Consider the following 23,943-nt stretch of genomic DNA (forward strand, 5'->3'; position numbering starts at 1 on the left):
GGGCAGACGTGAGCGGAGATCGGTTTACCACGGGACCGTGGTAAACCGTCAGGCCTCGCGCAGGTAGTCCAACTGCGCCCGCACCGAGAGCTCGGCCGCGTCCCACAGGATCGGGTCGACGTCGGCGTAGACGCGTTCGACCACGTCGCGAGCGGTGTCGGCTCCCTGGGCGACGGCACCGCGGACCTGCTCCAGGCGCTCCTCGCGGTGGGTCAGGTAGAAGTCCAGGTGGCCCGCGGGATCGGTCACGACGGGCCCGTGCCCGGGCAGGATCGTCGACACGCGGCCGTCGGTCACGAGTTGGCGGAAGGCGCGGATCGACTCGAGGTACGGACCGAGGGCTCCGTCCGGATGGGCCACGACGGTCGTGCCGCGACCCAGGACCATGTCACCGCTGAGCAGTGCCGAGTCCTGCGGCAGCACGAAGGCGACCGAGTCGCGCGTGTGGCCGGGCGCCGCGAGCACCTCGAGCACCAGCCCGTCGACCTCGATCGTCTCGCCGTCGGTCAGCGGATCGGCCCCGCGGCTGTACTCCGCTGCGATCGCGCGTGTGGGCGCGCCGGTGGCCGCCACGATCGACTCGAGGGCGTCGGTGTGGTCCCAGTGGTGGTGCGTGAACAGCACGAGCGCGATCTCGCCTGCGGCCGCGACGACCGCGTCGACGTGCTCGGCCAGGTCGGGGCCGGGATCGACGACCACCGACCGCGCGGCACCCGGCTCACGCAGGATCCACGTGTTCGTGCCGTCGAGCGTCATGATCCCCGGGTTGTCCGCCAGGACGAAGGAGGCCCGATCGGTGACGGGGGTGGGTGCGCCGCTCATGTGTCCTCCGGTCGGTCGACGTCGAGCCACCACTGGCCGTCCTGCTGCACGGGGCGCGGCTCGATCGGGACGATCCGTCGCTGCTCCGAGGCCGCCAGCACGCCGGTCGCCGAGAGCGGGGCCAGCTCGCGGCACGTGACGGCGGTCGGCGGCAGCATCGCCGCCTTGCCGGCGTCGACGAGGGCGAGCACGTGCGACAGCGGCGCCCACAGCGACTGGTCGGCCTCGGTGCTGACCGAGGCGATGCGCTGGCCCGCGGGCAGGGTGGCGACGAAGAAGCGGGTGTCGTAGCGGCGCGGCTCGAACGCGGGCGTGATCCAGTGCGCCCACGCGCCGAGCAGGTCGGCCCGCAGCACCAACTGGCGCTCGGCCAGGAACGCGGCGAACGAGAGCTCCTTCGCCTCGAGAGCGCCGCGCGCGTCGTCGAGGTGGGTGGTGTCGGCCAGGACGGTGTGCTCGTCGCTGCCGGCGAGCAGCACGCCGGTCTCCTCGAACGTTTCGCGCACCGCCGCGACGACGAGCCGGTGGGCGACGTCCGGCGGGCACGAGAAGCGCTCGGCCCAGGCCTCGGGGGGCGGGCCGACCCAGTCGACGGGAGCGCCGTCGTCGGCCTGCACGCCACCGCCGGGAAAGACGTACATGCCCGGGGCGAACGCCATACCGGTGTGGCGACGCATGAGGAAGGCCTCGAGGCCGTCGTCGCCGTCGCGCACGACGGCGATCGTGGCCGCGTCCTTCGCGGGGACGGCCGTCGTCGGGTCGAACCCGGCGAGCCGGTCCCGCAGCATCGCGGGAACGGGAACCAGCACGTCAGGCCACTTCGACGACGGCGTCGATCTCGACCGGGGTGTCGAGCGGCAGCACCGCGACGCCGACGGCGCTGCGCGCATGCGCACCGGCCTCGCCGAACGCGGCGCCGAACAGCTCGCTCGCGCCGTTGGCGACGCCCGGCTGTCCCGTGAAGTCGGGGGCGCTCGCGACGAAGACGCCCAGCTTGACGACCCGCACGACGGAGTCGAGGTCGACGACCGAGCCGATCGCGGCGATGACGTTCAGGGCGGCGAGGCGCGCGTACTTCTGTGCGTCCTCGGGGCTGACCTCGGCGCCCACCTTGCCCGTCGCCGGCAGCACGCCGTCGACGAAGGGCAGCTGGCCCGACGTGTACACGTACTGCCCGCTGCGCACCGCCGGGACGTAGGCCGCGACGGGCGCGGCGACGTCGGGGACGGTCAGGCCGAGCGCGGCGAGGCGGTCGACGACGGCGCCCATGTCAGGACACCGGGCGCTTGAAGTAGGCGACGAGGTTCTCCGGGTTCATGCCGGGGACGATCTGCACGAGCTCCCAGCCGTCGGATCCGAAGTTGTCGAGGATCTGCTTCGTCGCGTGGACGAGCACGGGCGCCGTCATGTATTCCCACTTGGTCATGGCCCGACTGTATCCCGCCACCCGACGGACATCCCCGGGCGTCGGTAGGCTCGAACTCGTGGCGAACTCGACCCCCTTGCACGTCGTGACGGGCAAGGGCGGAACCGGCAAGACCACGGTCGCGGCCGCGCTCGCCCTCGCGTTGGCGGACCGGGGCCGCACCGTCCTGCTGTGCGAGGTCGAGGGCCGCCAGGGCATCGCGCAGCTCTTCGACGTGCCGCCGCTGCCCTACGAGGAGCGTCTCGTCGCGACGAGCGACACCGGCGGCCATGTGCGCGCCCTCGCGATCGACGCCGAGGCGGCGCTGCTGGAGTACCTGCAGATGTACTACCGGCTGGGTCGTGCGGGTCGGGCGCTCGACCGGTTCGGCGTCATCGACTTCGCGACGACGATCGCGCCGGGCGTGCGCGACGTCCTGCTGACCGGCAAGGTCTACGAGGCCGCCAAGCGGCGCCGCGGCGACAAGTCGTCCGAGTTCGTCTACGACGCGGTCGTGGTCGACGCCCCGCCGACCGGGCGGATCACGCGCTTCCTCGGGGTCAACGACGACGTCGCGGGACTCGCGAAGGTCGGCCCGATCAAGTCGCAGTCCGAGTCGATCATGTCGATGCTGCGCGGGCCGCAGACGGCGGTGCACCTCGTGACGGTGCTGGAGGAGATGCCGGTGCAGGAGACCCTCGACGGGATCGCCGACCTCACGAAGGCCGGTCTTCCGGTCGGGCACGTCGTCGTCAACCTCGTCCGGCCGAACCTGCTCTCGCCCGACACGGCCGAGGCGCTCGAGGCGGGCCGGCTCGACGTCCGGGCAGTCGCCCCCGTCCTCACGGCGGCAGGGCTGCCGCGCGACGCCGCGGCGACCCTCGTGGACGACGGGTTCGGACACCTCGAGCGTCAGCGGCTGCAGACCGCGCAGCAGGAGATCGTCGACGAGGCCGGCCGGCCGCACGTCGAGCTGCCGCTGTTCACCGACGGGATCGACCTCGGCGCGCTGCAGGAGCTGGCCACGCGTCTCGCCCCGCTCCTGGAGGACGCCCGGTGACCCGGCCGCCCACGACGACGGCGCGGGAGCGCCGACCGCGCACCGAGCGACGCTTCTCGACGGCGGACGATCCCGCTCCGATCGACGTGGACGCGCTGCTCGCCGAGCCGGCGACGAGGATCATCGTGTGCTGCGGCTCCGGAGGGGTCGGCAAGACGACGACGGCGGCCGCGATGGCGCTGCGGGCCGCCGAGCAGGGTCGCACCGTGTGCGTCCTGACGATCGATCCGGCCCGCCGGCTCGCGCAGTCGATGGGCCTGGTCGAGCTGGACAACACGCCCCGGCCCGTCGCGGGGGTCGACCAGTCGGCGGGCGGTTCGCTCGACGCGATGATGCTCGACATGAAGACGACCTTCGACGAGGTCGTCGAGGCGCACGCGTCGCCGCAGAAGGCCGCCGAGATCCTGGCCAACCCGTTCTACGTCGCGCTGTCGAGCTCGTTCGCCGGCACGCAGGAGTACATGGCGATGGAGAAGCTCGGCCAGCTGCACGCCGAGGGCCGCTGGGACCTCATCGTGGTGGACACGCCGCCGTCGCGGTCCGCATTGGACTTCCTCGACGCCCCCGAGCGGCTCTCGTCGCTGCTGGACGGGCGATTCATCAAGCTGCTGCTGGCCCCGGCGCGGGGACCGGCGCGACTCCTGACGGCCGGCTTCGGTCTGGTCACGAGCGCGCTCAACAAGGTGCTCGGCACGCAGGTGCTCACCGACATGCAGACGTTCGTCGCGGCGTTCGACACGCTCTTCGGCGGCTTCCGGCAGCGCGCCGAGGCGACGTTCTCGCTGCTGCAGGCCGAGGGCACGGCGTTCTTCGTGGTCGCCGCCCCGGAGTCGGCGGCGATGCGTGAGGCCGCGTACTTCGTCGAGCGGCTCGCCGCCGACGACATGCCGCTGGCCGGTCTCGTCGTGAACCGCGTCCACGACGAGAACGCGGCGGGGGTCAGCGCGGCGGACGCCGAGTCGACGTCACCGCGGCTGAGTGGGGGGAAGGCGGCGGAGCGGCGCACCGCCGAGCTGCTCGACGTCCACGCCGAGCGGATGCGGCTCGCCGAACGCGAGAACCGGCTGCGTCAGCGGTTCAGTGCCGCGCACAGGAACGTCGAGGTCGTCCCCGTGCCCGCACTGGACACGGACGTGCACGACCTCGACGGTCTGCGCAGGATCGGGGAGTACCTCAGCTCGCCTGGACGAGCACTTCGCGCCACGTCCTGACGTTCGGCTTGCGGCGCAGCAGCGCACGGCGCTCACGCTCGGTCATACCGCCCCAGACGCCCCACTCGATCTTGTTGTCGAGTGCTTCGGCGAGGCATTCAGCGCGCACCGGGCAGCCGTTGCAGACCATCTTGGCGCGGTTCTGCTCGGCACCCTTGACGAAGAGATCGTCGGACTTGCCGAGGCAGGAAGCCTCCTGAGACCAGTTTTCGTTCCACATGGCAGACCCTTCCCGAGAGACTCCGATCCCCGTGACCGGAAGAAAAATTCTGCTGTGCCATGAGCGTATGCAGCCCGGGCGCAAACGGACAGAGTCCTCCGGGTAGTTGAGGCATAGTTCCAAGTAGTCACTTCCTGCCCTCTGTTCCCGGTGTTGTCCACCGATCGGGGGACACCGCGGGCGGCTGCCACGGGCACCGCCGAGGACGGCGCGCACCGAGCGCGCGATGCGAGGTCGCCTTGCCGAACTCCCGTATCCTCGGCCCATGGTGTGGCAGGATCTCGGCGACTCGATCAAGAAGGTGGCCGAAAGCGAACCGCGGCCGACGTCCAAACTGGGGGCGATCGGTTCGATCGCGTGGCTCTCGGTGCTGGCCGGCGTGATCGTCGCCGCGGTGTTCGTGCCCGGGACGGCGTTCCTGGCCTCCACCACCAAGACTGCGAGCAAGGACATCATCGACCTGCCGCTCGCACTGCAGGACCTGCCCAATCCGCAGACCACGCGCGTGCTCGCGTCGAACGGCCAGCGGATCGCGTACTTCTACCAGGAGAACCGGCAGGACATCCCGCTGGAGAAGATCGCCCCCATCATGCAGACGGCGATCGTCTCGATCGAGGACTACCGGTTCTACGAGCACGGCGCGCTCGACCTCAAGGGCACGCTGCGCGCCCTCATGAACAACGCGTCCGACGGCAACACCCAGGGTGGCTCGTCGATCACGCAGCAGCTCGTCAAGCTGACCCTCGTCCAGCAGGCCACCTCCAAGGAGCAGCAGGCCGCCGCGACCGAGGTCTCCACGGCCCGCAAGATCCGTGAGCTCAAGCTCGCGATCAACTACGAGAAGAAGTACTCCAAGGACGAGATCCTCGAGCACTACCTCAACATCGCGTACTTCGGCGACGGCGCCTACGGCATCAACGCGGCGGCGTACCACTACTTCTCGGTGAGCCCCGACAAGCTCTCGGCCGCGCAGGCCGCCACGCTGGCGGGACTCGTGCAGAACCCCGAGCAGTACAACCCGCGGATCTACCCCGAGCGCGCGCTGCAGCGCCGCAACATCGTGCTGGGCGTCATGGGCCGGCTCGGCAAGATCCCGCCCGCCGACGCCGAGAAGCTCGCCGCGACCCCCATCGGCCTGAAGGTCACGTCGTTCCCGAACGGCTGCGTCGACTCCAGTGCCGCGTTCTCGTGCGACTACATCCGTCGATTCCTGCTGCAGGAGCCGGCCCTCGGCGAGACCGTCAAGGAGCGTCAGGCGCTGCTCGAGCGTGGCGGTCTGACGATCAAGTCCAACATCGACCTGTCGATGCAGAAGGCGGTCAACAAGGCTGTCACGAAGTACGTCGGCTCGACCGACAAGGCGATCGGCGCGATGGCGCTCGTGGAGCCCGGCACCGGCAAGGTGCGCGCGATCGGCCAGTCGCGGTCGATGGGCAAGAAGAAGGGCGAGTCGTACATCAACTACGTCGTGCCCAAGAAGTACGGCGACTCGAACGGCTTCCAGGCCGGCTCGACGTTCAAGATGTTCACGACCGCGGCGGCCCTCAAGGAGGGCATCTCGGCGGGCAAGTCCTACAACTCGCCCCAGACGATGACGATGCCCTCGGGCACGTACTTCGACTGCGAGGGCGGCGGCACCGGGTCGTGGAACATCAAGAACTCCACGGGTCAGGGCGGCTTCAACATGGTCACCGGCCTGCGCAAGTCGGTCAACACCTACTTCGCCCAGCTCGAGCGTGACGCGGGCCTGTGCGAGGCGGTCGAGGCGGCCGAGTCGATGGGCATTAACGTGCCGTTCAAGAACGAGGACGGCTCGGCCCGTGACGACAACGCCGTCACCCCGTCGTTCACGCTCGGCACGATGGACGTCAGCCCGCTCGACATGGCGGCCGCCTACGCGACCCCCGCCTCCGGCGGCCAGTACTGCGCGCCCGCGCCCGTCGCGGAGATCATCGACCGCAGCGGCAAGACGATCAAGAAGTACAAGACCGACTGCAAGCGGGTCATGAGCAAGGAGACCGCCGCGACGATCAACGCGATCCTGACCGGTCTGCAGCAGCCGGGCGGCTTCGGCTACAGCAACGGCACCGGACTGGACATCCCGTCGGCCGCCAAGACCGGTACGACCAACGACGCGAAGGCCGTCTGGTACGTCGGCTACACGCCCGAGATCGCGGCGGCGTCGATGATCGCGGGCATCAACTCCAAGGGCCAGCCCAGCGGCCTGGTCGGCACGACGCTGCGCGGCCTGCCGGTCAGCTTCGCCCAGGCCGGCGGCTCGTCGCTGGCCGGACCGCAGTGGAAGGCGGCGATGGGCAAGATCCAGGAGGATCTGACGCCCGCGAAGTTCGACGCGGCGAGCCTGCCGACGTACAACCCGAAGAAGGAGTCCAAGAAGAAGAAGGACGACGACTGACGTCGTCCCGGGCGGGTCTCACGCGCCGAGCTGGCGCCTGACCTCGGCGGCGACGGCCGCTCCGTCCGCACGGCCCTTCGTGCGACCGGTGACGATCCCCATGACCTTGCCCATGGCCTTCATGCCCTCGCCGGCGGCACCCGTCTGCTCGATCGCGTCGGAGATGATCGCCGCGACCTCCTCGTCGGAGAGCGCTGCCGGCAGGTAGTCCGCGAGGATCGCGGCCTCCGCGCGCTCCTTGTCCGCCAGTTCGGGACGGTTGCCCTCGTCGAAGGCCGTCGCGGCCTCGCGCCGCTTCTTGGCCTCGCTCGTGAGCACCCCGAGGACGTCCTCGTCGGACAGCTCCTTGGCCTCCTTGCCGGCGACCTCGGCCGTCGTGATCGCGGCCAGGGCCATGCGGATCACGGAGGTGCGCAGGCTGTCGCGAGCCTTGAGCGCGGTGTTGAGGTCGTCGCGGAGCCGATCCTTCAGTGCGGACATGGCACCTACCCTAGTCTCGTGAAGCCTCTCCACCTCGCCGCCGGCGTCGCCGGCGCAGCCGCGACCGCGCTGGCGTACGCGCGGTGGGAGGCCGAGTGGTTCACGGTCCGCCACGTCACGGTTCCGGTGCTGCCGGCGGGGCACGAGTCGATCCGGGTGCTGCACCTGTCGGACATCCATCTCGTACCCGATCAGCGCCGCAAGCGCGCGTGGCTCGCCTCGCTGGCCGACCTCGCCCCCGACCTCGTGGTCGACACGGGGGACAACCTCGCGCACCACGACGCGGTCGGCCCGCTCGCGGCGAGCCTGGGACCGCTGCTGGACACGCCGGGCGTGTTCGTGTTCGGCTCGAACGACTACTTCTCGCCGCGCCCCAAGAGTCCGACCGCGTACCTGCGCGGCGGCACGGGCGTCGACACCGGCGGTGGTTGGCAACGCGAGCGGGACCTGCCGTACGAGCAGCTGCGCAAGGTCATGGGTGACAGCTGGCTCGACCTGAACAACGCCCGCGGTGAGCTGACGGTCAAGGGCACGAGGATCGCGTTCACGGGGGTCGACGACCCGCACCTGCGCTACGACGTGCTGGACGCCGAGCCCGCGGACGCGACCGCGGACCTGCGTGTGGGTGTCGCCCACGCCCCGTACCTGCGGGTCCTGGACGCGTTCAACGCCGCCGGTGACGAGCTGATCCTGGCCGGGCACACCCACGGCGGCCAGTTGCAGGTTCCCGGCTTCGGGGCGCTCGTGACCAACTGCGACCTCGACCGACGGCGCGCGAACGGCCTGCACACGCATCGGACCGCAGGCCACCCGTCGTCGTGGCTGCACGTCTCGGCGGGCTGTGGCACCTCTCCGTACACGCCGTTCCGGTTCAGCTGCCGACCCGAGGCGACAGTCCTCACGCTGACCGGGTAGACTCTCGGAGGTTGGATCCCAGATCCACGCGGGGTGTGGCGCAGCTTGGTAGCGCGCATCGTTCGGGACGATGAGGCCGCAGGTTCAAATCCTGTCACCCCGACCAGAGGATGTCCTCGGACATCGATGAGGGCCGAATCCGGTGGTGCCGGGTTCGGCCCTCTTCGTCGTTCATGGCCGGCCCGCGGCCGCTACTTCCCAGTAGAAACATGAGCCACATCTGTCACGCCTCAGGCGTAGATTCGCGTCACCTCCGTCACATTTCCCGGATTTTCAGGCGAAATGCCCACATGTAACTCCGAGTTAGTTCATGATGGCGGGCAAGCCGGACCATTTCGGCTCAGGGGTAGGGGGACTTCGGGTGTCGCCGGGTGGGCGGCACGTCGAGAGGAGTGGCATCGTGGAACCCTTCTACCGCTTGATCCTGCGGCGCTCGGAATGCGTCGGAGTCGTGGGTGGCACGGCCGCCAACGTCGAGGTCATCGCCGAGATCCCCGGCGACATCGCCGCCGCCGACCGGGTCGCCGCCGCGGTTCCCTCCCACGCTGACAGCCTCGACACGTGGTTCGACGCCCTGGAGGCCGCGTTGCCGATGACCTACCGGCTCGGCGACATCGTGCCGCTGCGCGAGATCACGACCGAGGCCATCACGGGCCCGTCGAGGATCCCGGCCGCGCGCGCGGCGGAGCACTTCCTGAGTGAGACGCTCTCGACGAGGCTCGCCACGTCGCGCATGGTCGCGGCGGCCACGATCGAGTGCACCGACGAGTTCACCCCGCTCGGTGTCCTGCGCCAGTGGTACCTGCTGCTCGAGGACTGGCAGGGCACGACCGTCGTCGCCGCCGGCGACCGTCGGGCCTTCGACCTCGTCGGACGGGCCGCGTCGGCGGGCCTCGGCGCCGCGATCGAGGCGGCCGTGCCGCGGCACGCGACCAATCTCGAGCACTGGATCACCGAGCTCGTGCGAGCCCTCCCGCACGGCGTCTGGCTGCGCGCGTTCGGTGACGCCACGTCGCTCACGGAGTTCGCGCTGGAGAACCCCGACGAGGTGCTGCGCGCGACGCTGGCGCGCTTCGGCGCTCCGTCGACGAGCCACCCCTACGCGTTCGAGGTCGCCGCGGCCTTCGCGCGGGATCACTCGGTCCCCCGCGAGCCCGTCGCCGTCTGACGCCGCCCTAGACTGCGGCCATGGCCGCTGACGTCCTCTGGGAGCCGCCGCGCGCGGGTGACACCGCGATCGAGCGCTTCGCCGGATGGGTCCACGCGACCCGTGGGCTCGAGGTGTCGGACTACGAGCGGCTCTGGCAGTGGTCCGTCGACGACGTGGCCGGTTTCTGGGGTGCGTGGTTCGAGTATCTCGACCTGCCGCACGACGGCTCGCCCGAGCCGGTCCTGCCGGACGCGTCGATGCCCGGTGCGGTGTGGTTCCCCGAGCTGCGGCTGAACTACGCCGAGGCGATGCTGCGGATGCCCGGACGCGCGGACGACGACGTCGTCGTGATCGGCCGGTCGCAGAGTCGCGACGAGGTCGCGCTGACCGCGGCAGAGCTGCGCGACCTGGTCGCCCGGGCACGGCGCGGCCTGCAGGACCTCGGCGTCGGCGCGGGGGACCGGGTCGCCGCCTACGCCCCCAACGTCCCCGAGACGCTCGTGCTCCTGCTCGCCGCCGCGAGCCTCGGCGCCGTCTTCTCCTCGTGCGCCCCCGAGTTCGGCACCCAGAGCGTGATCGACCGCTGGCAGCAGACCCGGCCGAAGGTCCTGCTCGCGGTCGACGGCTACCGCTACGGCGACAAGCCGATCGACCGTCGCGACCAGGTCGCGCAGATCCGCGCGGAGCTGCCCAGCCTCGAGGCGGTCGTGTGGCTGCCGTACCTCGACCCGGAGCAGCCGGTCGCCGACACGATCACGTGGGCGGACTTCACGTCCCGTCCCGGACCGCTCGAGTTCGACCGCGTCCCGTTCGACACGCCGCTGTACGTCCTGTTCTCGTCCGGCACGACGGGCCTGCCCAAGCCGATCGTCCACGGACACGGGGGCATCACGATCGAGCACCTGAAGGCGCTCAGCCTGCAGAGCGACCTGGGACCCACGGACCGGTTCTTCTGGTTCTCCACGACCGGCTGGATGATGTGGAACTACCTCGTCTCGGGCATCGGCGTGGGTGCCACGATCGTCATGTTCGACGGCAACCCCGCAGCCCCCGACCTCGGCGCGCTGTGGCGCCTCGCGGGTGAGCTCGAGGTCACCTACTTCGGCACCAGTGCACCCTTCCTGCTGCAGTGCCGCAAGGAGGAGTTGCATCCCGCCCGCGAGGCGGACCTGTCGGCGCTGAGGGGGATCGGCTCGACCGGAGCGCCGCTCCCGGAGGCGGGCTTCCGCTGGGTGTACGACGAGTTCGACCCGTCCGTGCAGCTCGGATCGGTGTCCGGCGGCACCGACACGTGCGCGGCCTTCGTCGCCTCCGCGCCCACGGTGCCCGTGTACGCGGGCGAGATCTCGTGCCGCGCCCTGGGCGCGGACGTCGACGCGTTCGACGCCTCGGGACAGCCCGTGCGCGATGAGCTCGGCGAGCTCGTCATCAAGCAGCCGATGCCGTCGATGCCGGTCGGGTTCTGGGGCGACGACGACGGCTCGCGCTACCGGGCGGCCTACTTCGAGGACTTCCCGGGCGTGTGGCGGCACGGCGACTGGATCACGATCACCGCCTACGGCTCGTGCACGATCACCGGCCGCAGCGACGCCACGCTCAACCGCGGTGGCGTGCGGCTCGGCACGTCGGAGTTCTACGCCGTGGTCGAGGCCCTGCCCGAGGTCGCCGACAGCATCGTCGTGCACCTCGAGGACTCCGAGGGCGGAGCCGGACGGCTGCTCCTGTTCGTCGCGCTGACCGACGGGCACGTCCTCGACGACGCGCTCACGCGCAAGATCGCCGGCGAGCTGCGGTCCAAGCTCTCGCCGCGACACGTGCCCGACGAGGTGCACCAGGTGCGCGCGATGCCCCGCACTCTCTCGGGCAAGAAGCTCGAGGTGCCGGTCAAGAAGATCCTGCGGGGCACGCCCGTCGACGAGGCCGCCGCCAAGGGCGCCCTGCAGAACCCCGAAGTCCTCGACGACTTCGTGGGCTTCGCCGGCCCCTGAACGAGATTTGCTCCATTTCTCACCTCAGACGGAGCCGTCTGGGTGAGAAATGGAGCAAATCTCGGGGCGGGGGTCAGACGAGCAGTTCGGCGATCTGGATCGTGTTGAGCGCGGCGCCCTTGCGCAGGTTGTCGCCGGTCACGAACAGCACGAGACCCTTGTTGCCCTCGACGGACTGGTCCTGGCGGATCCGGCCGACGAAGGACGGGTCCTGGCCGGCCGCGTCGAGCGGGTTCGGCACGTCCGCCAGCTGCACGCCGGCGGCCTTCGAGAGGATCTCGGTGGCCTGCTCGGGCGTGATGTCGTTCGCGAACTCCGCGTGGATCGACAGCGAGTGGCCCGTGAAGACCGGCACCCGCACGCACGTGCCCGCGACCCGCAGGTCGGGCAGGCCGAGGATCTTGCGGGACTCGTGGCGCAGCTTCTGCTCCTCGTCGGTCTCGTTCGAGCCGTCGTCGACGATCGAGCCCGCGAGGGCCACGACGTTGAACGCGATCGGCTTGACGTACTTGACCGGCTCGGGGAACGCGACCGCGTGGCCGTCGTGGGTCAGCGCGTCGGCCTTCTCCACGGTGGCGAGGGCCTGACCGTGCAGCTCCTCGACGCCGGCGAGCCCGGAGCCCGAGACCGCCTGGTAGCTGGACACCGTGAGACGGACGAGGCCCGCCGCGTCGTGCAACGGCTTGAGGACCGGCATCGCGGCCATCGTGGTGCAGTTCGGGTTGGCGATGATGCCGCGACCGGCGGGGCCGTCGCCGGCCGGGATGTGGTCGGGGTTGACCTCGCTGACGACGAGGGGGATCGACGGATCCTTGCGCCATGCCGACGAGTTGTCGATGACGGTGACGCCGGCCTCGGCGAAGCGCGGTGCCTGCACCTTGCTCATCGTGGCGCCGGCGCTGAACAGTGCGATGTCCAGTCCGGAGGGGTCGGCGGTCGAGGCGTCCTCGATGACGATCTCCTCACCCCGGTAGGGCAGGGTCTTGCCGGCCGAACGGCTGGACGCGAAGAAGCGCACCTCGCTGGCCGGGAAGTCCCGGTCCTCGAGCAGCTGACGCATGACGGCGCCGACCTGGCCGGTCGCGCCGACGACTCCGATGGCGGTCATCGTCCGGTACCTCCGTACACGACGGCCTCGGTGTCCTCGGTGCCCAGGCCGAAGGCCGCGTGGGCGGCGTTGACGGCCGCGTCGACCTGGCCCTCGGCGACGACGACCGAGATCCGGATCTCGGAGGTCGAGATCATCTCGATGTTGACGCCCGCGGCGGCGAGCGCCTCGAAGAACGTCGCGGTGATGCCCGGCTGCGAGCGCATGCCCGCGCCGACGATTGAGACCTTGCCGACGCTGTCGTCGTACTGGAGGCGCTCGAAGCCGATCTCGTCCTTGAGCCGGGCGAGTGCGGTCATCGCGGTCTGCCCGTCGGCGCGCGGCAGCGTGAACGAGATGTCGGTCAGCGCCGTGGCGGCGGCCGACACGTTCTGCACGATCATGTCGATGTTGATGCGGGCCTCGCCGAGCGCGCGCAGGATCGCGGCCGCGTAGCCGACCTTGTCGGGCACCCCGACGACCGTGATCTTGGCCTCGCTGCGGTCGTGCGCGACCCCGGAGATGATGGCGTCTTCCATCGACATCGTCTGGCCCTCTTCCGTGTACTTCGAAACGTCTTCGGCTGCCACGACCCACGTGCCGGTCTTCTCGCTGAACGAGGAGCGCACGTGGATGGGCATGGAGTTGCGGCGCGCGTACTCGACGCAGCGCAGGTGCAGGATCTTCGCGCCGTTGGCGGCCATCTCGAGCGTCTCCTCGTAGGAGATCGCCGGGATGCGGCTGGCCGTGGGCACGATGCGCGGATCGGCGGTGAAGATGCCGTCGACGTCGGTGTAGATCTCGCACACGTCGGCCTTGAGCGCCGCGGCGAGCGCGACGGCCGTCGTGTCCGAGCCGCCACGACCGAGCGTCGTGATGTCCTTCGTCGTCTGCGAGACGCCCTGGAACCCGGCGACGATCGCGATCGCGCCCTCGCCGAGGGCGGACTGCAGGCGGCCGGGCGTGACGTCGATGATCTTCGCCTTGCCGTGCACGTCGTCGGTGATGACGCCGGCCTGCGAGCCCGTGAAGCTGCGCGCCTCCTGGCCGAGCGTCTCGATCGCCATCGCGAGCAGCGCCATCGAGATGCGCTCACCGGCGGTGAGCAGCATGTCGAGCTCGCGGCCCGGCGGCAGGGGGGAGACCTGGTTGGCCAGGTCGATCAGCTCATCGGTCGTGTCGCCCATCGCCGAGACCACGACGACGACGTCGTGACCCGACTTCTTGGTCGCCACGATGCGCTGGGCGACTCGCTTGATGCTGGTGGCGTCGGCCACCGACGAGCCGCCGTACTTCTGCACGACGATGCCCATGGGGGAATCCTTGCTGTGGTGTTTGCCTGCGAACGCAGTCGGACCGGCGCCACGCTGCGCCCGGACAAGTCTACGGGACCACCGCGGGTGGCTCGGGCGGCGTCCGGCAGGGGAATCCGAAACGTCAGCCGACGGCCGTGCGGCCCTCGAAGGCGCGGCCGAGGGTGACCTCGTCGGCGTACTCGAGGTCGCCGCCAACGGGCAGGCCGCTGGCGAGCTTGCTGACCTTGATGCCGAGCGTGCCGAGCATGCGGATGAGGTACGTCGCGGTGGCCTCGCCCTCGAGGTTCGGGTCGGTCGCGATGATGACCTCGGTGACGGTGTCGTCCTGCAGGCGACCCAGCAGCTCCTTGATCCGCAGCTGGTCCGGGCCGATGCCCGCGATCGGGCTGATCGCGCCGCCGAGCACGTGATAGCGGCCGCGGAACTCGCGGGTGCGCTCGATCGCGATGACGTCCTTGCTCTCCTCGACGACGCACAGCACCGAGGGGTCGCGACGCGGGTCGGCGCAGATCCGGCACTGCGTGTCGACCGTGACGTTGCCGCACGTCGCGCAGAAGTGCACCTTCGTCTTCGCGTCGACGAGGGTCTGCGCGAAGCGCTTCACGTCCTCGGGATCGGCGTCCAGCAGGAAGAACGCGATCCGCTGGGCGCTCTTCGGACCGATGCCCGGCAGTCGACCGAGCTCGTCGATGAGGTCCTGGATCACGCTTTCGTACACGCGTCCCAGCCTAGTCAGTGGGCGAGCATCTTGAGCCCGGCGACGCACCCGACGAGGCCGGCGATGAGCAGGATCTTGGCGATCGAGACCGATTCGGTGCCGGTGGCCATGGCCCAGCCGACGGTGCAGACCGCGCCGACGCCGACCCAGACCGCGTAGGCGGTGCCGATCGGCAGGTCGCGCATGGCCCAGCCGAGTCCGGCCATGCTGATCACGAGCGCGCCGCCGAACACGAGGGAGGGAGTGAGCCGGCTGAGGCCGTCGCTGCGGCCGAGCGCGGTGGCCCAGACGGCTTCGAACAGGCCCGAGACGATGAGGACGATCCACGACATGACGTTTCCTTCGTGGTCGTCTTGTCGCGTGCCGGGTACGACTCCACTCGTCCGGTGGCCGGGGATCCCGGCGCCCCTCGATTCTCTCACGTATGCCGCGGGGGACCAAAGCGCGATGCAACGTTCGTGACACCTTCGCGGCCTAGCGTCGAAGGCGAGAGGACTGATTCGCCATGACCAATATCCCCACCACGATGCGCGCCGCCGTCAGTGCCGAGGCGGGCGCGCCACTGACCATCGACGAGGTGCCCGTGCCGACCCCGGGAGCGGGCCAGGCACTCGTGCGCGTCATCACGTCCGGCGTCTGCCACACCGACCTGCACGCCGTGAACGGCGACTGGCCCGTCCCGCCGAAGCGGCCGCTGATTCCCGGTCACGAGGGCTTCGGCGAGGTCGTCGCCGTCGGTGAGGGCGTCACCGGACTGTCCGTCGGCGACAAGGTCGGCAACGCGTGGCTGTGGTCCGCGTGCGGCACGTGCCAGTACTGCCGCCAGGGCTGGGAGACCCTGTGCGAGCAGCAGCAGAACGGCGGCTACGGCGTGGACGGATCGTTCGGCGAGTACATGCTCGTCGACGAGCGCTTCGCGGCGCGCGTGCCCGACGGTGTCGACCCCGTCGCGGTCGCGCCGATCCTGTGCGCGGGCGTCACGGTCTACAAGGGCCTCAAGGTCGCGAACACCCACCCCGGCCAGTGGATGGTCGTCAGCGGCATCGGTGGACTCGGACACATCGCCGTCCAGTACGCGGTCGCGATGGGCATGCGCGTGATCGGGGTCGACGTCGACGACGCGAAGCTCGACCTCGCGACGAAGCACGGCGCCGAGCACGTCGTGAACGCGACGACCCAGGATCCCGTGGCGTTCGTGCAGGACACCGTCGGCGGCGCGCACGGCGTACTGGTGACGGCCGTGCACCCGGAAGCGTTCGGTCAGGCCACGGGCATGACCCGACGCGGCGGGACGGTCGTGTTCGTGGGCCTTCCGCCGGGCGACTTCCCGGCGAACATCTTCGACATCGTGCTGCGCGGGATCACGGTGCGCGGCTCGATCGTGGGCACCCGGCAGGACATGGTCGAGGCGCTCGAGTTCTTCGCGGCGGGCCGGATCCATCCGACGGTCTCGACCCGATCGCTCGACGAGATCAACGAGATCTTCGACGAGATGGAGCACGGCCGGATCGACGGCCGCGTCGTCATGCAGTACTGACTCAGCGCCGCAGGAAGTTCGCGAGCAGTTCGTGGCCGTGCGAGGTCAGGATCGACTCGGGGTGCATCTGGACGCCCTCGACCGGCAGGCTTCGGTGGCGCAGGCCCATGACGATGCCCGAGCCGGTCCGGGCCGTCACGGTCAGTTCCGGGGGGACGTCCTCGACGACGAGGGAGTGGTAGCGCGCCGCGACGAGCGGTGACGGCAGCCCGGCGTACACCCCGAGCCCGTCGTGGTGGACGAGCGAGGCCTTGCCGTGCACGACGCGGTCGGCGCGGACGACGCGCGCGCCGAAGACCTCGCTGATCACCTGGTGGCCCAGGCACACGCCGAGGACGGGCGTCGTGGGAGCGAAGGCGCGGACGACGTCGGCGCTGATCCCCGCATCGGCGGGGGTGCCGGGGCCGGGCGAGACGACCACGTGCGTGAACGCGCCGGCGAGCAGGTCGTCGACGGCGGCCGCGTCGTTGCGGACGACCTCGGTCTCGGCGCCGAGCTCGCCGACGTACTGGACGAGGTTGAACACGAACGAGTCGTGGTTGTCGACGAACAGGACGCGCGGCCTCCCCCGGGGAGACGAAAGTTTAGGCATTCGGGTGGCCTGAGCCACCCGAATGCCTAAAGATCCGTCCCCCTCGGCGAGACGGGCCGTCAGCGGGCCCACGGGCCATGCACCGACGCCGTCGCAGGCCGTGACGGGGACGATGCCGCGCACCGAGTTGGTGGCGAAGACCTCCGACGCGCCCGCGAGGTCGGCGGTCGTGAGCCGGTGCTGGAACACGGGCACGCCCATCGTCGCGGCGAGGTCGATGACCCGCGCCCGCACGGTGCCCGGGAGGATCCGACCGTCGAGCGCCGGCGTGTGCAGGCCGTCGTCGAGGACGAGGAACAGGCTGGCCCGCGCGGTCTCGAGGACCGAGCCGTCGGAGTCGATCAGCAGGGGCTCGTGACCGGCGCTCGCGGTGAGTCGGTCGCGGTCGGCCCACTTGTGCTCGCCCTGTCCGCCGGGCACGACGCGAGGCACGAGCGTCCAGTTCTCGGCGTGGTCGGCGACCGGGGCGACCACCATCGAGACCCGCACGTCGCCGTCCCTCGGCACCGCGTCGATCCGCAGTCGGTGTCGTCCCGGCAGTCCGGCGACCCGCCCCCGCACGGCCTCCTCCAGCCCCTCGCGCACGGTGGACCCGAAGACGGCGCGGACGCTCGCGTCGAGCCGCGCGAGGTGGGCGTCGAGGTCGACCGGCCGGCCGTCGACGACGAGCAGCGTCTCGAAGACCCCGCGCGAGGCGTCGACCGCCGCGCGGGGAGCGTCGATCCGCAGCCCGGGATCGGCCGCCGTCGGGATCGGCGGGGCGTCGTCGGCGAGTCGGCCGCCGATCGCCTCGACCAGCGGACGCGCCTTGACGAGGCACTCGGCGTACTCGTCGTCGGGATCGGAGTCGGCCACGATGCCGCCGCCCACGCCGAGCCACACCCGGCCCTCGGCGAACTCGAAGGTGCGGATCACGACGTTCAACTCGAGCCCGGCGGTCGCGCTGACGTGGCCGATGGCCCCCGTGTAGGCCTCGCGCCCGGTCGTCTCGAGTTCGGCGATCAACTCCATCGCGCGCACCTTGGGGGCGCCCGTGACCGAGCCGGGCGGGAACGTCGCCCGCAGCAGGTCGCCGTCGCCCGTGCCCCGGGGCAGGTGGGCGACGACGTCGGAGACGAGGTGCCACACGGCGTGCCGTTCGACCCGGGTGAGCGCAGGGACGCGGACCGAGCCCGGCACCGCGACCCGGCCCAGGTCGTTGCGCATGAGGTCGACGATCATGACGTTCTCGGCGCGGTTCTTGGCCGACGCCGCGAGGTCGTCGGGATCGGCGGACAGCGGCGCGGTGCCCTTGATGGGCGAGGTCAGCACCTCGTCGCCCGTGCGGCGCAGGAACAGTTCGGGCGAGAGGCTCGCGAGTGCCCCTTCCGGCGAGGACACGTAGGCGGCGTACGCGGGGTGCAGTGCGTCGACGCCTGCGCAGAACGCGTCGAGCGGGTCGCCGTCGAAGCCGGTCTCGAGTCGCGCGCACAGGTTGACCTGGAAGATGTCGCCGGCGGCGATGTGGTCGAGCGCTCGACGCACGGCCGCGCGATGTTCCGCAGGCGACGGCGTCATCGTGAACTCGCCGACCGTGAACGGGGCGGGGGCGGCCTCGTGGGAGATCGCGGCGAGCAGGTCGGCGACCCGCGCGGGGTCGGGCTCGCCGAGCGACTCGAGCCACCACGTGCCGCGCGTCCGGCGCAGCACGAGGTCGTAGAGGCCGACGCGGTGGTCGGGCTGGGGGATCGGACGCGGAGGACCGTCGGGGAGGGCCTCGACGTGACGTCCGAGGCGGTAGCCCCAGGCTCCGATCCAACCGCCGCCGAAGCCGTCGCCGGGCTGTCGATCGAGGTCGACACCGTCCCAGTCCTCAAGCAGCTGGACCGGCTCGCACGCGATGAGCGCCTCGCCGTGGTGCCACGCGCCGATCAGGGCGACGAGGCGGTCCCGCCCTCGCAGCCGGCGCACCATCTCGGTGGGGGTGGCGTCGAGGTCGAGCCGGCGCCGGACGGGCGCGGAGCCGGGCTCAGCCGCGGGACTCGTCAATGATCTCGGCTCCCAGGTGCTCGACGAGGAGCGCCTCGGCGTCCTGTGTGCCGTCGTCGACCACGGGATCGTTCGGGTCGACGTCCGCGTCGGGGTCGACCGGACTGGTCGCGACGGGGCCCGTGCGCAGCGCCTCGCGCACGGACTCGGGGACCCGGGACGGGGCGGGGGCGGCCTCGGGTGCCGGGGTGGCCGTGGGAGCGGTCGGCGCGGCCGGTGTGGGCGTGGCCGACGGATCGACGATCGTCTCGACGGTCCACTGGACGGCCAGCACGTCGGTGAGGGCCTGGCGCACGATGGCGTCGTTGCCGCTCTTGACGAACGAGTCGCGCGCGCCGGGGTTGACCAGAGCGATGGTCAGGGTCGACCCGTCGAGCGCGGCGACCTGCGCGTTCTGGCTGAGCATGACCCACGTGAAGCGGCGCAGCTGCTGGACGCGATCGAGCACCTGCGGCCACATCCGCCGCACGTCGGCCGTGGTGAGCTGCCCCGCCGGCGCGGGGGTCTCGACACCCGGCTCGCTGCGCTCGTCTGCTGCTCGACCAGCGGGTTCTGCGGCGGGAGCGGGTTCGGCGACGGGCTCGGGAGCCGGCTCGGCGATGGGCGCGGCGGGCTCGGGCGTGGGGCTGGGCTCGGGCGCGGGGCTGGGTGCCGGAGCGGGACTGGCCTCAGGTGCGGGGCTGGCCTCAGGTGCGGGGCTGGCCTCAGGCGTGGGACTGGGCTGAGGGGCCGGGCTGGGCGCGGGCTCGGGCGCCGCGGCGACCGGGGCCGGGGTGGGGACCGGCGCCGCGGGTGCCGGGACCGGAGCGGCCCCGGAGAGCCGCCGCTCGAGCCGGTCGAGTCGGGCGTGGAAGCCCTCGACCGAGTTGTCGGCGCCGGGCACGAGGATCCGCGCGCACATCAGCTCGAGCATGAGCCGCGGGGCGGTGGCGCCACGGAACTCGGTGATCGCGTCGTTGACGATGTCGGCGGCCCGGGTCAGCTCGGTGGGCTCGAAGCCGGCGACCTGACGCTGCAGTGCCGCCGTGCGGTCGGCGGGGGTGTCGATGAGGCCGGACTCGGCCGCGTGGGGCACGGCCTTGAGGATCACGAGGTCGCGCAGCCGCTGCAGCAGGTCCTCGGCGAAGCGGCGAGGATCCTGTCCGGACTCGATGACCTTGTCGACGACGCCGAACACGGTCGCGCCGTCGGAGGCCGCGAACGCCTCGACCGCCTCGTCGAGCAGCGAGTCGGGCGTGTAGCCGAGCAGCTGGACGGCCAGGTCGTACGTGACCCCGTCCGGACCCGAGCCGGCGAGGAGCTGGTCGAGCACGCTGAGCGTGTCGCGCACCGAGCCACCACCGGCCCGCACGACGAGCGGCAGCGCGGTGGCCTCGAGGGCGACGCCCTCGCTGTGGCACAGCTGCTGGAGGTAGTCGCCGAGCTGCTTCGGCGGCACGAGCCGGAACGGGTAGTGGTGCGTCCGCGAGCGGATCGTCCCGATGACCTTCTCGGGTTCGGTCGTGGCGAAGATGAACTTCAGGTGCGGAGGCGGTTCCTCGACGAGCTTGAGCAGTGCGTTGAAGCCCTGCGTGGAGACCATGTGGGCCTCGTCGATGATGTACACCTTGTAGCGGCTGCTGACGGGCGAGAAGAACGCCCGCTCGCGCAGGTCGCGGGCATCGTCCACGCCGCCGTGGCTGGCCGCGTCGATCTCGATGACGTCGATGCTGCCGGGACCGCCGCGGGCGAGGTCGCGACAGCTCTGGCACTCGCCGCACGGGTCGGAGATCGGCGCCTTCTCGCAGTTGAGCGCGCGGGCCAGGATGCGCGCGCTCGTGGTCTTGCCACAGCCGCGCGGGCCGCTGAACAGGTAGGCGTGGTTGACCCGGTTGTTGGCCAGTGCGTGACGCAGCGGCTCGGTGACGTGATCCTGGCCGATGACCTCGGCGAACGTCTCGGGCCGGTAACGGCGGTACAGGGCCAGGGGTGCATCCACGGTGACCACCCTAGACGGCACCTCGGACAGCCGTCAGCGGTGACGGGTCACCCGATGAGGAGGTCCGGCACGGAGTGCAGCGACGCCACGGCCGGGTCGGCGCCGGCGTCGCGCAACTCCTCCCGCGAGCACGGTCCGGTGGCCACCCCGATCCCGCGGATGTCGGCGATCCGCGCGGCGTCCATGTCGTGCACGTGGTCGCCGACGTACGTGTCGGCACCCTCGCGGACGAGCACCTCGGCCTTCTGCTCGCGCCACGCGTCACCGACCAGCAGGTCGCACGGCAGGCCGAGCGCCTCGAGGTGCAGGGCCGCGTTGGCCGTGGCCTTGGCGGTGAGCACCATCGCGCGCCCGATCCGCCCCGCGGCGGTCAGCGCCTCGACCGCGCCGGGCAGCGCCACGACGCGCGGGATCGCGATCTCGGGGTACATCGCGCGGTACCGGTCGGACATCTCCGGGACGGCGTCGGCGGGGAACCAGTGCGCCAGCTCCCACGTCAGCGGTGGGCCCAGCCGCGACGTCACGAGGGCGACGTCGACGAACACGCCGGTCTGACGCGCGAGCTCCTCGTAGACCGCCCCGATCCCCGGCCGCGAGTCGATCAGGGTCATGTCCAGGTCGAACCCGATCGTGCGTGCCGTCACGCGATCCAGCGGTCCAGCCACTCGGCCGTGAGCCGGTAGGCCTCGGCGCGGGGCTCGTCGTTCGAGAGGTAGACGTCGTGCCGCGCGCCGTGGACCGGCAGCGACGTGACGGCGTCGCCCAGGCAGCCCGCCCAGCGCGCGATCTGCTTGACGTCGAGCACGGCATCGCTCGAGTCGGTCTTGCCGTGGTGCTTGCTGCTGAACCACGTGCGGTGCGAGCGCAGCACGAGCGACGGCACGCCGATGTCCAGACCGCGATGCAGCTCGGCGTGACCGCGGCGCACCGCGTTGAGCCAGCCGTACGTGACGGGGAACCCCTGCAGCGGCTTCCAGGTCAGGTCGTAGTCCCACGGCCCGCCCTCGGACACGTGCAGGCTGACCCCGTAGGCGTCGGTGAACGGCAGCTTCATGGGCGTCTTGGCGCGAACCTTCGAGACACCGCGGATGACCTGTGTGCCGATCGACCGCATGACCGGCGGGCCCTGCAGGTCGAACCACGGGCTGTTCAGGACGAGGCCGGCGACGCCCCGAGCGCGGGTGCCGCCCGGCAGCAGGTTCAGCCGGTCGAGCCACAGCGGCAGGATCAGGCCGCCGGTCGAGTGCGCCGACAGCACCACCGGGACGTCAGGGACCTCCGAGCGGACGATGCGCAGCGCCTCGGACAGCTCGGCGTCGTAGAGGCCGAGGTCGGAGACGTAGTGCGGCGTGTGGCCGGGAGCCAGCGAGCGTCCGCACTTGCGCAGGTCGAGCGAATAGAAGGCGTAGCCGCGGTCGGCGAAGAACTCGGCCAGCTCGGTCTGGAAGAAGTAGTCGGTGAATCCGTGCACGTAGATCACGGCCCGCGTGGGCTCGCCCTCGAAGCGTCGGCGCACGAGGGTAGCGACGATCCGCCCCTCGCCGTCGGGGTCGTCGCCCAGCTCGATCGTGCGTCGTTCGTACGGGTCCCCGAGGATGTCCTCGCTCCAGTCGCCCATGGTTCCTCCCTCGTGCCGTGTTGCGTGACCACAATAGGCACGTGACGTCGTCGGCACCGCACACCCTGCGGATCATGGACCTGGCGCTGCGCGTGGGCGAGATGTTGCTGTCCAACGGCGCCGGCGCAGCGGACGTGACGGCGACGATGTCGTCGATCTGCCGTCACCTCGGGCTGCGTGGGACGTACGTCGACGTCACCTACATCATGCTGACGATGGTCCACGACCAGGAGCTGGACGAACCGCCGCTCGTGCTGCGCCGCAACGTGTCCCGGCGCGAGACGGACTTCGAGGACGTCACGGCGATCGACCGGCTCGTCGCGGACATGCTCGCCGACGAGATCGACCTCGACGAGGCCCGCCGCCGGCTCGCCGCGATCACGACCGGTGGCCACGCCCGTCCTCGCTGGCTCGTGGTCGGCGGATCCGGCCTCGTCGGTGCGGGCGTCGCGATGATGCTCGGCGGCAACGCGGCCGTCACGGCGATCGCGTTCCTCGCGGCCGTCGCCATCGAGCTGTTGCGCCGGCCGATGGAGGTGCGCCGGCTGCCGGACTTCTACATCCAGGTCGTCGGCGGCCTGTGCGGCTCGCTCATCGCGGTGTCGGCCGCGGCGCTGTCCCTGCCCGCGCCCCCGTCGCTGGTCATCGCCTCGAACATCGTCGTCCTGCTGGCCGGACTCGGGCTCATGGGTGCGATCCAGGACGCGCTCTCGGGCTACCACCTGACGGCCGTCGCCCGCCTGCTCGAGGTCCTGCTCGCGACCGCGGGCATCGTCGCGGGCGTCAGCGGCGGGCTCATGGTCGGCCGGATGCTGGGCGTCGACCTGGGCTCCGGCGCGAGCCTGCCCGACCTCTCGCACCTGCCCTTCGTCACGGCGGGCGCGGGGCTCGCGGCGGCCGGGTTCGCGGTGCAGTCGTACGCCCCGTGGTCGGTCGTGCCGGGGATCGCGGCGATCGCGGCGGGCGCGGGCGCCCTCTCGGCGACGATGACCCAGAACGGCCTCGACCGGCCGTGGTCGGCGGGAATCGTGGCGGTGCTGATCGGCATCGCCAGCTATCCGGTGTCGCAGTGGCTGCGGGTGCCGGCGCTGGTCATCGTGGTGTCGGCGATCGTGCCCCTGCTGCCCGGTCTGACCGTCTACCTCGCCCTCGCGCAACTGGCGGAGCAGAACCTCTCGGGCATCTTCGCCGGCATCACCGCCGCCGCCGTCGCGCTGGCGCTCGCGGCGGGCGTGATCCTCGGTGAGTACGTCGCGCAGCCGCTCGGCCGCGAGACCCGCCGGCTGGAGCGCCGACTCGCCGGTCCGCGCCTCGTGGGCCCGTTCCGGGCGCGCAGTCGTCGGCGGCGTGACTGAGACCTCGCCCGACCGGACTGGTGTCGACGTGGCCCGGTGGCGTACCG

General features: G+C 71.1%; 22 protein-coding genes, 1 tRNA gene and 1 riboswitch. Of the genes, 9 read left to right on the top strand and 14 right to left on the bottom strand.

The window, feature by feature from the left end; genetic code table 11:
- Positions 1-48: 48 nt before the first annotated feature.
- From ACT26F_RS14275 to ACT26F_RS14290, 4 genes are read right to left on the bottom strand one after another with little or no spacing between them, the layout of a single operon-like run.
- Positions 49-822: an MBL fold metallo-hydrolase gene (locus ACT26F_RS14275; protein ID WP_471671212.1), complete on the bottom strand. Its 774-nt coding sequence runs from the start codon at positions 820-822 to the stop codon at positions 49-51.
- Positions 819-1,631, bottom strand: coding sequence for an NUDIX hydrolase (locus ACT26F_RS14280; protein ID WP_471671213.1), 813 nt, complete (start codon positions 1,629-1,631; stop codon positions 819-821). The genes ACT26F_RS14275 and ACT26F_RS14280 overlap by 4 nt, the downstream gene beginning before the upstream one ends.
- A 1-nt stretch (position 1,632) precedes the next feature.
- Positions 1,633-2,091, bottom strand: a complete 459-nt coding sequence (locus tag ACT26F_RS14285) for a RidA family protein (protein WP_471671214.1) — start codon at positions 2,089-2,091, stop codon at positions 1,633-1,635.
- 1 nt (position 2,092) lies between these two features.
- Complete coding sequence (locus tag ACT26F_RS14290; protein WP_471671215.1) at positions 2,093-2,248, bottom strand: DUF4177 domain-containing protein; 156 nt, start codon at positions 2,246-2,248, stop codon at positions 2,093-2,095.
- Between the two features lie 58 nt (positions 2,249-2,306).
- On the opposite strand from ACT26F_RS14290, the gene bagA reads away from it, so the two are divergent.
- Together bagA and bagB are read left to right on the top strand one after the other, a co-directional pair.
- Positions 2,307-3,287, top strand: a complete 981-nt coding sequence (gene bagA / locus ACT26F_RS14295) for an ATPase BagA (protein ID WP_471671216.1) — start codon at positions 2,307-2,309, stop codon at positions 3,285-3,287.
- An 80-nt stretch (positions 3,288-3,367) separates the two neighbouring features.
- The gene (bagB, locus tag ACT26F_RS14300) at positions 3,368-4,498 is read left to right on the top strand and encodes an ATPase BagB (RefSeq protein WP_471671693.1); all 1,131 of its coding nucleotides are present in this window, start codon (positions 3,368-3,370) and stop codon (positions 4,496-4,498) included.
- Here bagB and ACT26F_RS14305 read toward each other — a convergent pair.
- Entirely contained in the window at positions 4,461-4,718 is a 258-nt protein-coding gene (locus tag ACT26F_RS14305) for a WhiB family transcriptional regulator (protein WP_471671217.1), read from the bottom strand. The genes bagB and ACT26F_RS14305 overlap by 38 nt on opposite strands.
- A gap of 265 nt (positions 4,719-4,983) precedes the next feature.
- Here ACT26F_RS14305 and ACT26F_RS14310 point away from each other — a divergent pair, with 265 nt between their 5' ends.
- A complete protein-coding gene (locus tag ACT26F_RS14310) occupies positions 4,984-7,134 on the top strand; it encodes a transglycosylase domain-containing protein (RefSeq protein ID WP_471671218.1) in 2,151 nt (716 codons plus the stop codon).
- Between the two features lie 18 nt (positions 7,135-7,152).
- Here the strand turns inward: ACT26F_RS14310 and ACT26F_RS14315 are convergent, their stop codons facing one another.
- A complete protein-coding gene (locus ACT26F_RS14315) occupies positions 7,153-7,614 on the bottom strand; it encodes a GatB/YqeY domain-containing protein (RefSeq protein ID WP_471671219.1) in 462 nt (153 codons plus the stop codon).
- 18 nt (positions 7,615-7,632) lie between these two features.
- Between ACT26F_RS14315 and ACT26F_RS14320 the strand changes: the two genes are divergently transcribed.
- From ACT26F_RS14320 to ACT26F_RS14335, 4 genes are all read left to right on the top strand, one after another.
- On the top strand, positions 7,633-8,529 hold the full coding sequence (locus ACT26F_RS14320) for a metallophosphoesterase (RefSeq protein ID WP_471671220.1): 897 nt from the start codon (positions 7,633-7,635) through the stop codon (positions 8,527-8,529).
- Positions 8,530-8,558: 29 nt separating this feature from the next.
- Positions 8,559-8,635 (top strand) — tRNA-Pro (locus ACT26F_RS14325).
- Positions 8,636-8,929: 294 nt separating this feature from the next.
- On the top strand, positions 8,930-9,697 hold the full coding sequence (locus ACT26F_RS14330) for a hypothetical protein (RefSeq protein WP_471671221.1): 768 nt from the start codon (positions 8,930-8,932) through the stop codon (positions 9,695-9,697).
- Between the two features lie 20 nt (positions 9,698-9,717).
- Positions 9,718-11,667 carry an acetoacetate--CoA ligase gene (locus ACT26F_RS14335; RefSeq protein ID WP_471671222.1) on the top strand — a complete coding sequence of 650 codons (1,950 nt, stop codon included), beginning with the start codon at positions 9,718-9,720 and terminating at the stop codon, positions 11,665-11,667.
- Between the two features lie 73 nt (positions 11,668-11,740).
- Here ACT26F_RS14335 and ACT26F_RS14340 read toward each other — a convergent pair whose 3' ends face one another.
- The 4 genes from ACT26F_RS14340 to ACT26F_RS14355 all read right to left on the bottom strand — a co-directional run bounded on the left by ACT26F_RS14340 (position 11,741) and on the right by ACT26F_RS14355 (position 15,120).
- On the bottom strand, positions 11,741-12,775 hold the full coding sequence (locus tag ACT26F_RS14340) for an aspartate-semialdehyde dehydrogenase (RefSeq protein WP_471671223.1): 1,035 nt from the start codon (positions 12,773-12,775) through the stop codon (positions 11,741-11,743).
- Entirely contained in the window at positions 12,772-14,067 is a 1,296-nt protein-coding gene (locus tag ACT26F_RS14345; protein ID WP_471671224.1) for an aspartate kinase, read from the bottom strand. Before ACT26F_RS14345 ends, ACT26F_RS14340 begins: the two co-directional genes overlap by 4 nt.
- A 124-nt stretch (positions 14,068-14,191) precedes the next feature.
- Positions 14,192-14,788 carry a recombination mediator RecR gene (gene recR, locus ACT26F_RS14350; RefSeq protein ID WP_471671225.1) on the bottom strand — a complete coding sequence of 199 codons (597 nt, stop codon included), beginning with the start codon at positions 14,786-14,788 and terminating at the stop codon, positions 14,192-14,194.
- Between the two features lie 14 nt (positions 14,789-14,802).
- Positions 14,803-15,120, bottom strand: coding sequence for a DMT family transporter (locus tag ACT26F_RS14355; RefSeq protein WP_471671226.1), 318 nt, complete (start codon positions 15,118-15,120; stop codon positions 14,803-14,805).
- Between the two features lie 9 nt (positions 15,121-15,129).
- A riboswitch (guanidine-III (ykkC-III) riboswitch) is annotated at positions 15,130-15,197 on the bottom strand.
- Between the two features lie 96 nt (positions 15,198-15,293).
- On the opposite strand from ACT26F_RS14355, the gene adhP reads away from it, so the two are divergent.
- The gene (adhP, locus tag ACT26F_RS14360) at positions 15,294-16,325 is read left to right on the top strand and encodes an alcohol dehydrogenase AdhP (protein WP_471671227.1); all 1,032 of its coding nucleotides are present in this window, start codon (positions 15,294-15,296) and stop codon (positions 16,323-16,325) included.
- Position 16,326: 1 nt separating this feature from the next.
- Here adhP and ACT26F_RS14365 read toward each other — a convergent pair whose 3' ends face one another.
- The 4 genes from ACT26F_RS14365 to ACT26F_RS14380 are packed head-to-tail and all read right to left on the bottom strand — an operon-like array spanning position 16,327 to position 22,541.
- Positions 16,327-18,945 carry an aminodeoxychorismate synthase component I gene (locus ACT26F_RS14365; protein ID WP_471671228.1) on the bottom strand — a complete coding sequence of 873 codons (2,619 nt, stop codon included), beginning with the start codon at positions 18,943-18,945 and terminating at the stop codon, positions 16,327-16,329.
- Positions 18,926-20,953 carry a DNA polymerase III subunit gamma and tau gene (locus ACT26F_RS14370; protein ID WP_471671694.1) on the bottom strand — a complete coding sequence of 676 codons (2,028 nt, stop codon included), beginning with the start codon at positions 20,951-20,953 and terminating at the stop codon, positions 18,926-18,928. The genes ACT26F_RS14365 and ACT26F_RS14370 overlap by 20 nt, the downstream gene beginning before the upstream one ends.
- Before the next feature lie 17 nt (positions 20,954-20,970).
- The gene (locus ACT26F_RS14375; protein ID WP_471671229.1) at positions 20,971-21,567 is read right to left on the bottom strand and encodes an HAD family hydrolase; all 597 of its coding nucleotides are present in this window, start codon (positions 21,565-21,567) and stop codon (positions 20,971-20,973) included.
- Positions 21,564-22,541 (bottom strand): alpha/beta hydrolase, encoded by a 978-nt coding sequence (locus ACT26F_RS14380; protein WP_471671230.1) that lies wholly within the window; start codon positions 22,539-22,541, stop codon positions 21,564-21,566. The genes ACT26F_RS14375 and ACT26F_RS14380 overlap by 4 nt, the downstream gene beginning before the upstream one ends.
- A gap of 41 nt (positions 22,542-22,582) precedes the next feature.
- Between ACT26F_RS14380 and ACT26F_RS14385 the strand changes: the two genes are divergently transcribed.
- The gene (locus ACT26F_RS14385) at positions 22,583-23,896 is read left to right on the top strand and encodes a threonine/serine exporter family protein (protein ID WP_471671231.1); all 1,314 of its coding nucleotides are present in this window, start codon (positions 22,583-22,585) and stop codon (positions 23,894-23,896) included.
- Positions 23,897-23,943: the final 47 nt, after the last annotated feature.

The sequence above is a fragment of the Aeromicrobium sp. SP1 genome (genome assembly GCF_055663785.1).

Excerpts from the sequence above, each read along its gene's own strand:
- ACT26F_RS14310 (WP_471671218.1), top strand. The coding sequence starts at position 4,984 with ATGGTGTGGCAGGATCTCGGCGACTCGATCAAGAAGGTGGCCGAAAGC.
- ACT26F_RS14290 (WP_471671215.1), bottom strand. The coding sequence starts at position 2,248 with ATGACCAAGTGGGAATACATGACGGCGCCCGTGCTCGTCCACGCGACG.
- adhP (WP_471671227.1), top strand. The coding sequence starts at position 15,294 with ATGACCAATATCCCCACCACGATGCGCGCCGCCGTCAGTGCCGAGGCG.
- ACT26F_RS14315 (WP_471671219.1), bottom strand. The coding sequence starts at position 7,614 with ATGTCCGCACTGAAGGATCGGCTCCGCGACGACCTCAACACCGCGCTC.
- ACT26F_RS14285 (WP_471671214.1), bottom strand. The coding sequence starts at position 2,091 with ATGGGCGCCGTCGTCGACCGCCTCGCCGCGCTCGGCCTGACCGTCCCC.
- ACT26F_RS14380 (WP_471671230.1), bottom strand. The coding sequence starts at position 22,541 with ATGGGCGACTGGAGCGAGGACATCCTCGGGGACCCGTACGAACGACGC.
- ACT26F_RS14345 (WP_471671224.1), bottom strand. The coding sequence starts at position 14,067 with ATGGGCATCGTCGTGCAGAAGTACGGCGGCTCGTCGGTGGCCGACGCC.
- ACT26F_RS14305 (WP_471671217.1), bottom strand. The coding sequence starts at position 4,718 with ATGTGGAACGAAAACTGGTCTCAGGAGGCTTCCTGCCTCGGCAAGTCC.
- ACT26F_RS14340 (WP_471671223.1), bottom strand. The coding sequence starts at position 12,775 with ATGACCGCCATCGGAGTCGTCGGCGCGACCGGCCAGGTCGGCGCCGTC.
- ACT26F_RS14335 (WP_471671222.1), top strand. The coding sequence starts at position 9,718 with ATGGCCGCTGACGTCCTCTGGGAGCCGCCGCGCGCGGGTGACACCGCG.
- ACT26F_RS14355 (WP_471671226.1), bottom strand. The coding sequence starts at position 15,120 with ATGTCGTGGATCGTCCTCATCGTCTCGGGCCTGTTCGAAGCCGTCTGG.
- ACT26F_RS14275 (WP_471671212.1), bottom strand. The coding sequence starts at position 822 with ATGAGCGGCGCACCCACCCCCGTCACCGATCGGGCCTCCTTCGTCCTG.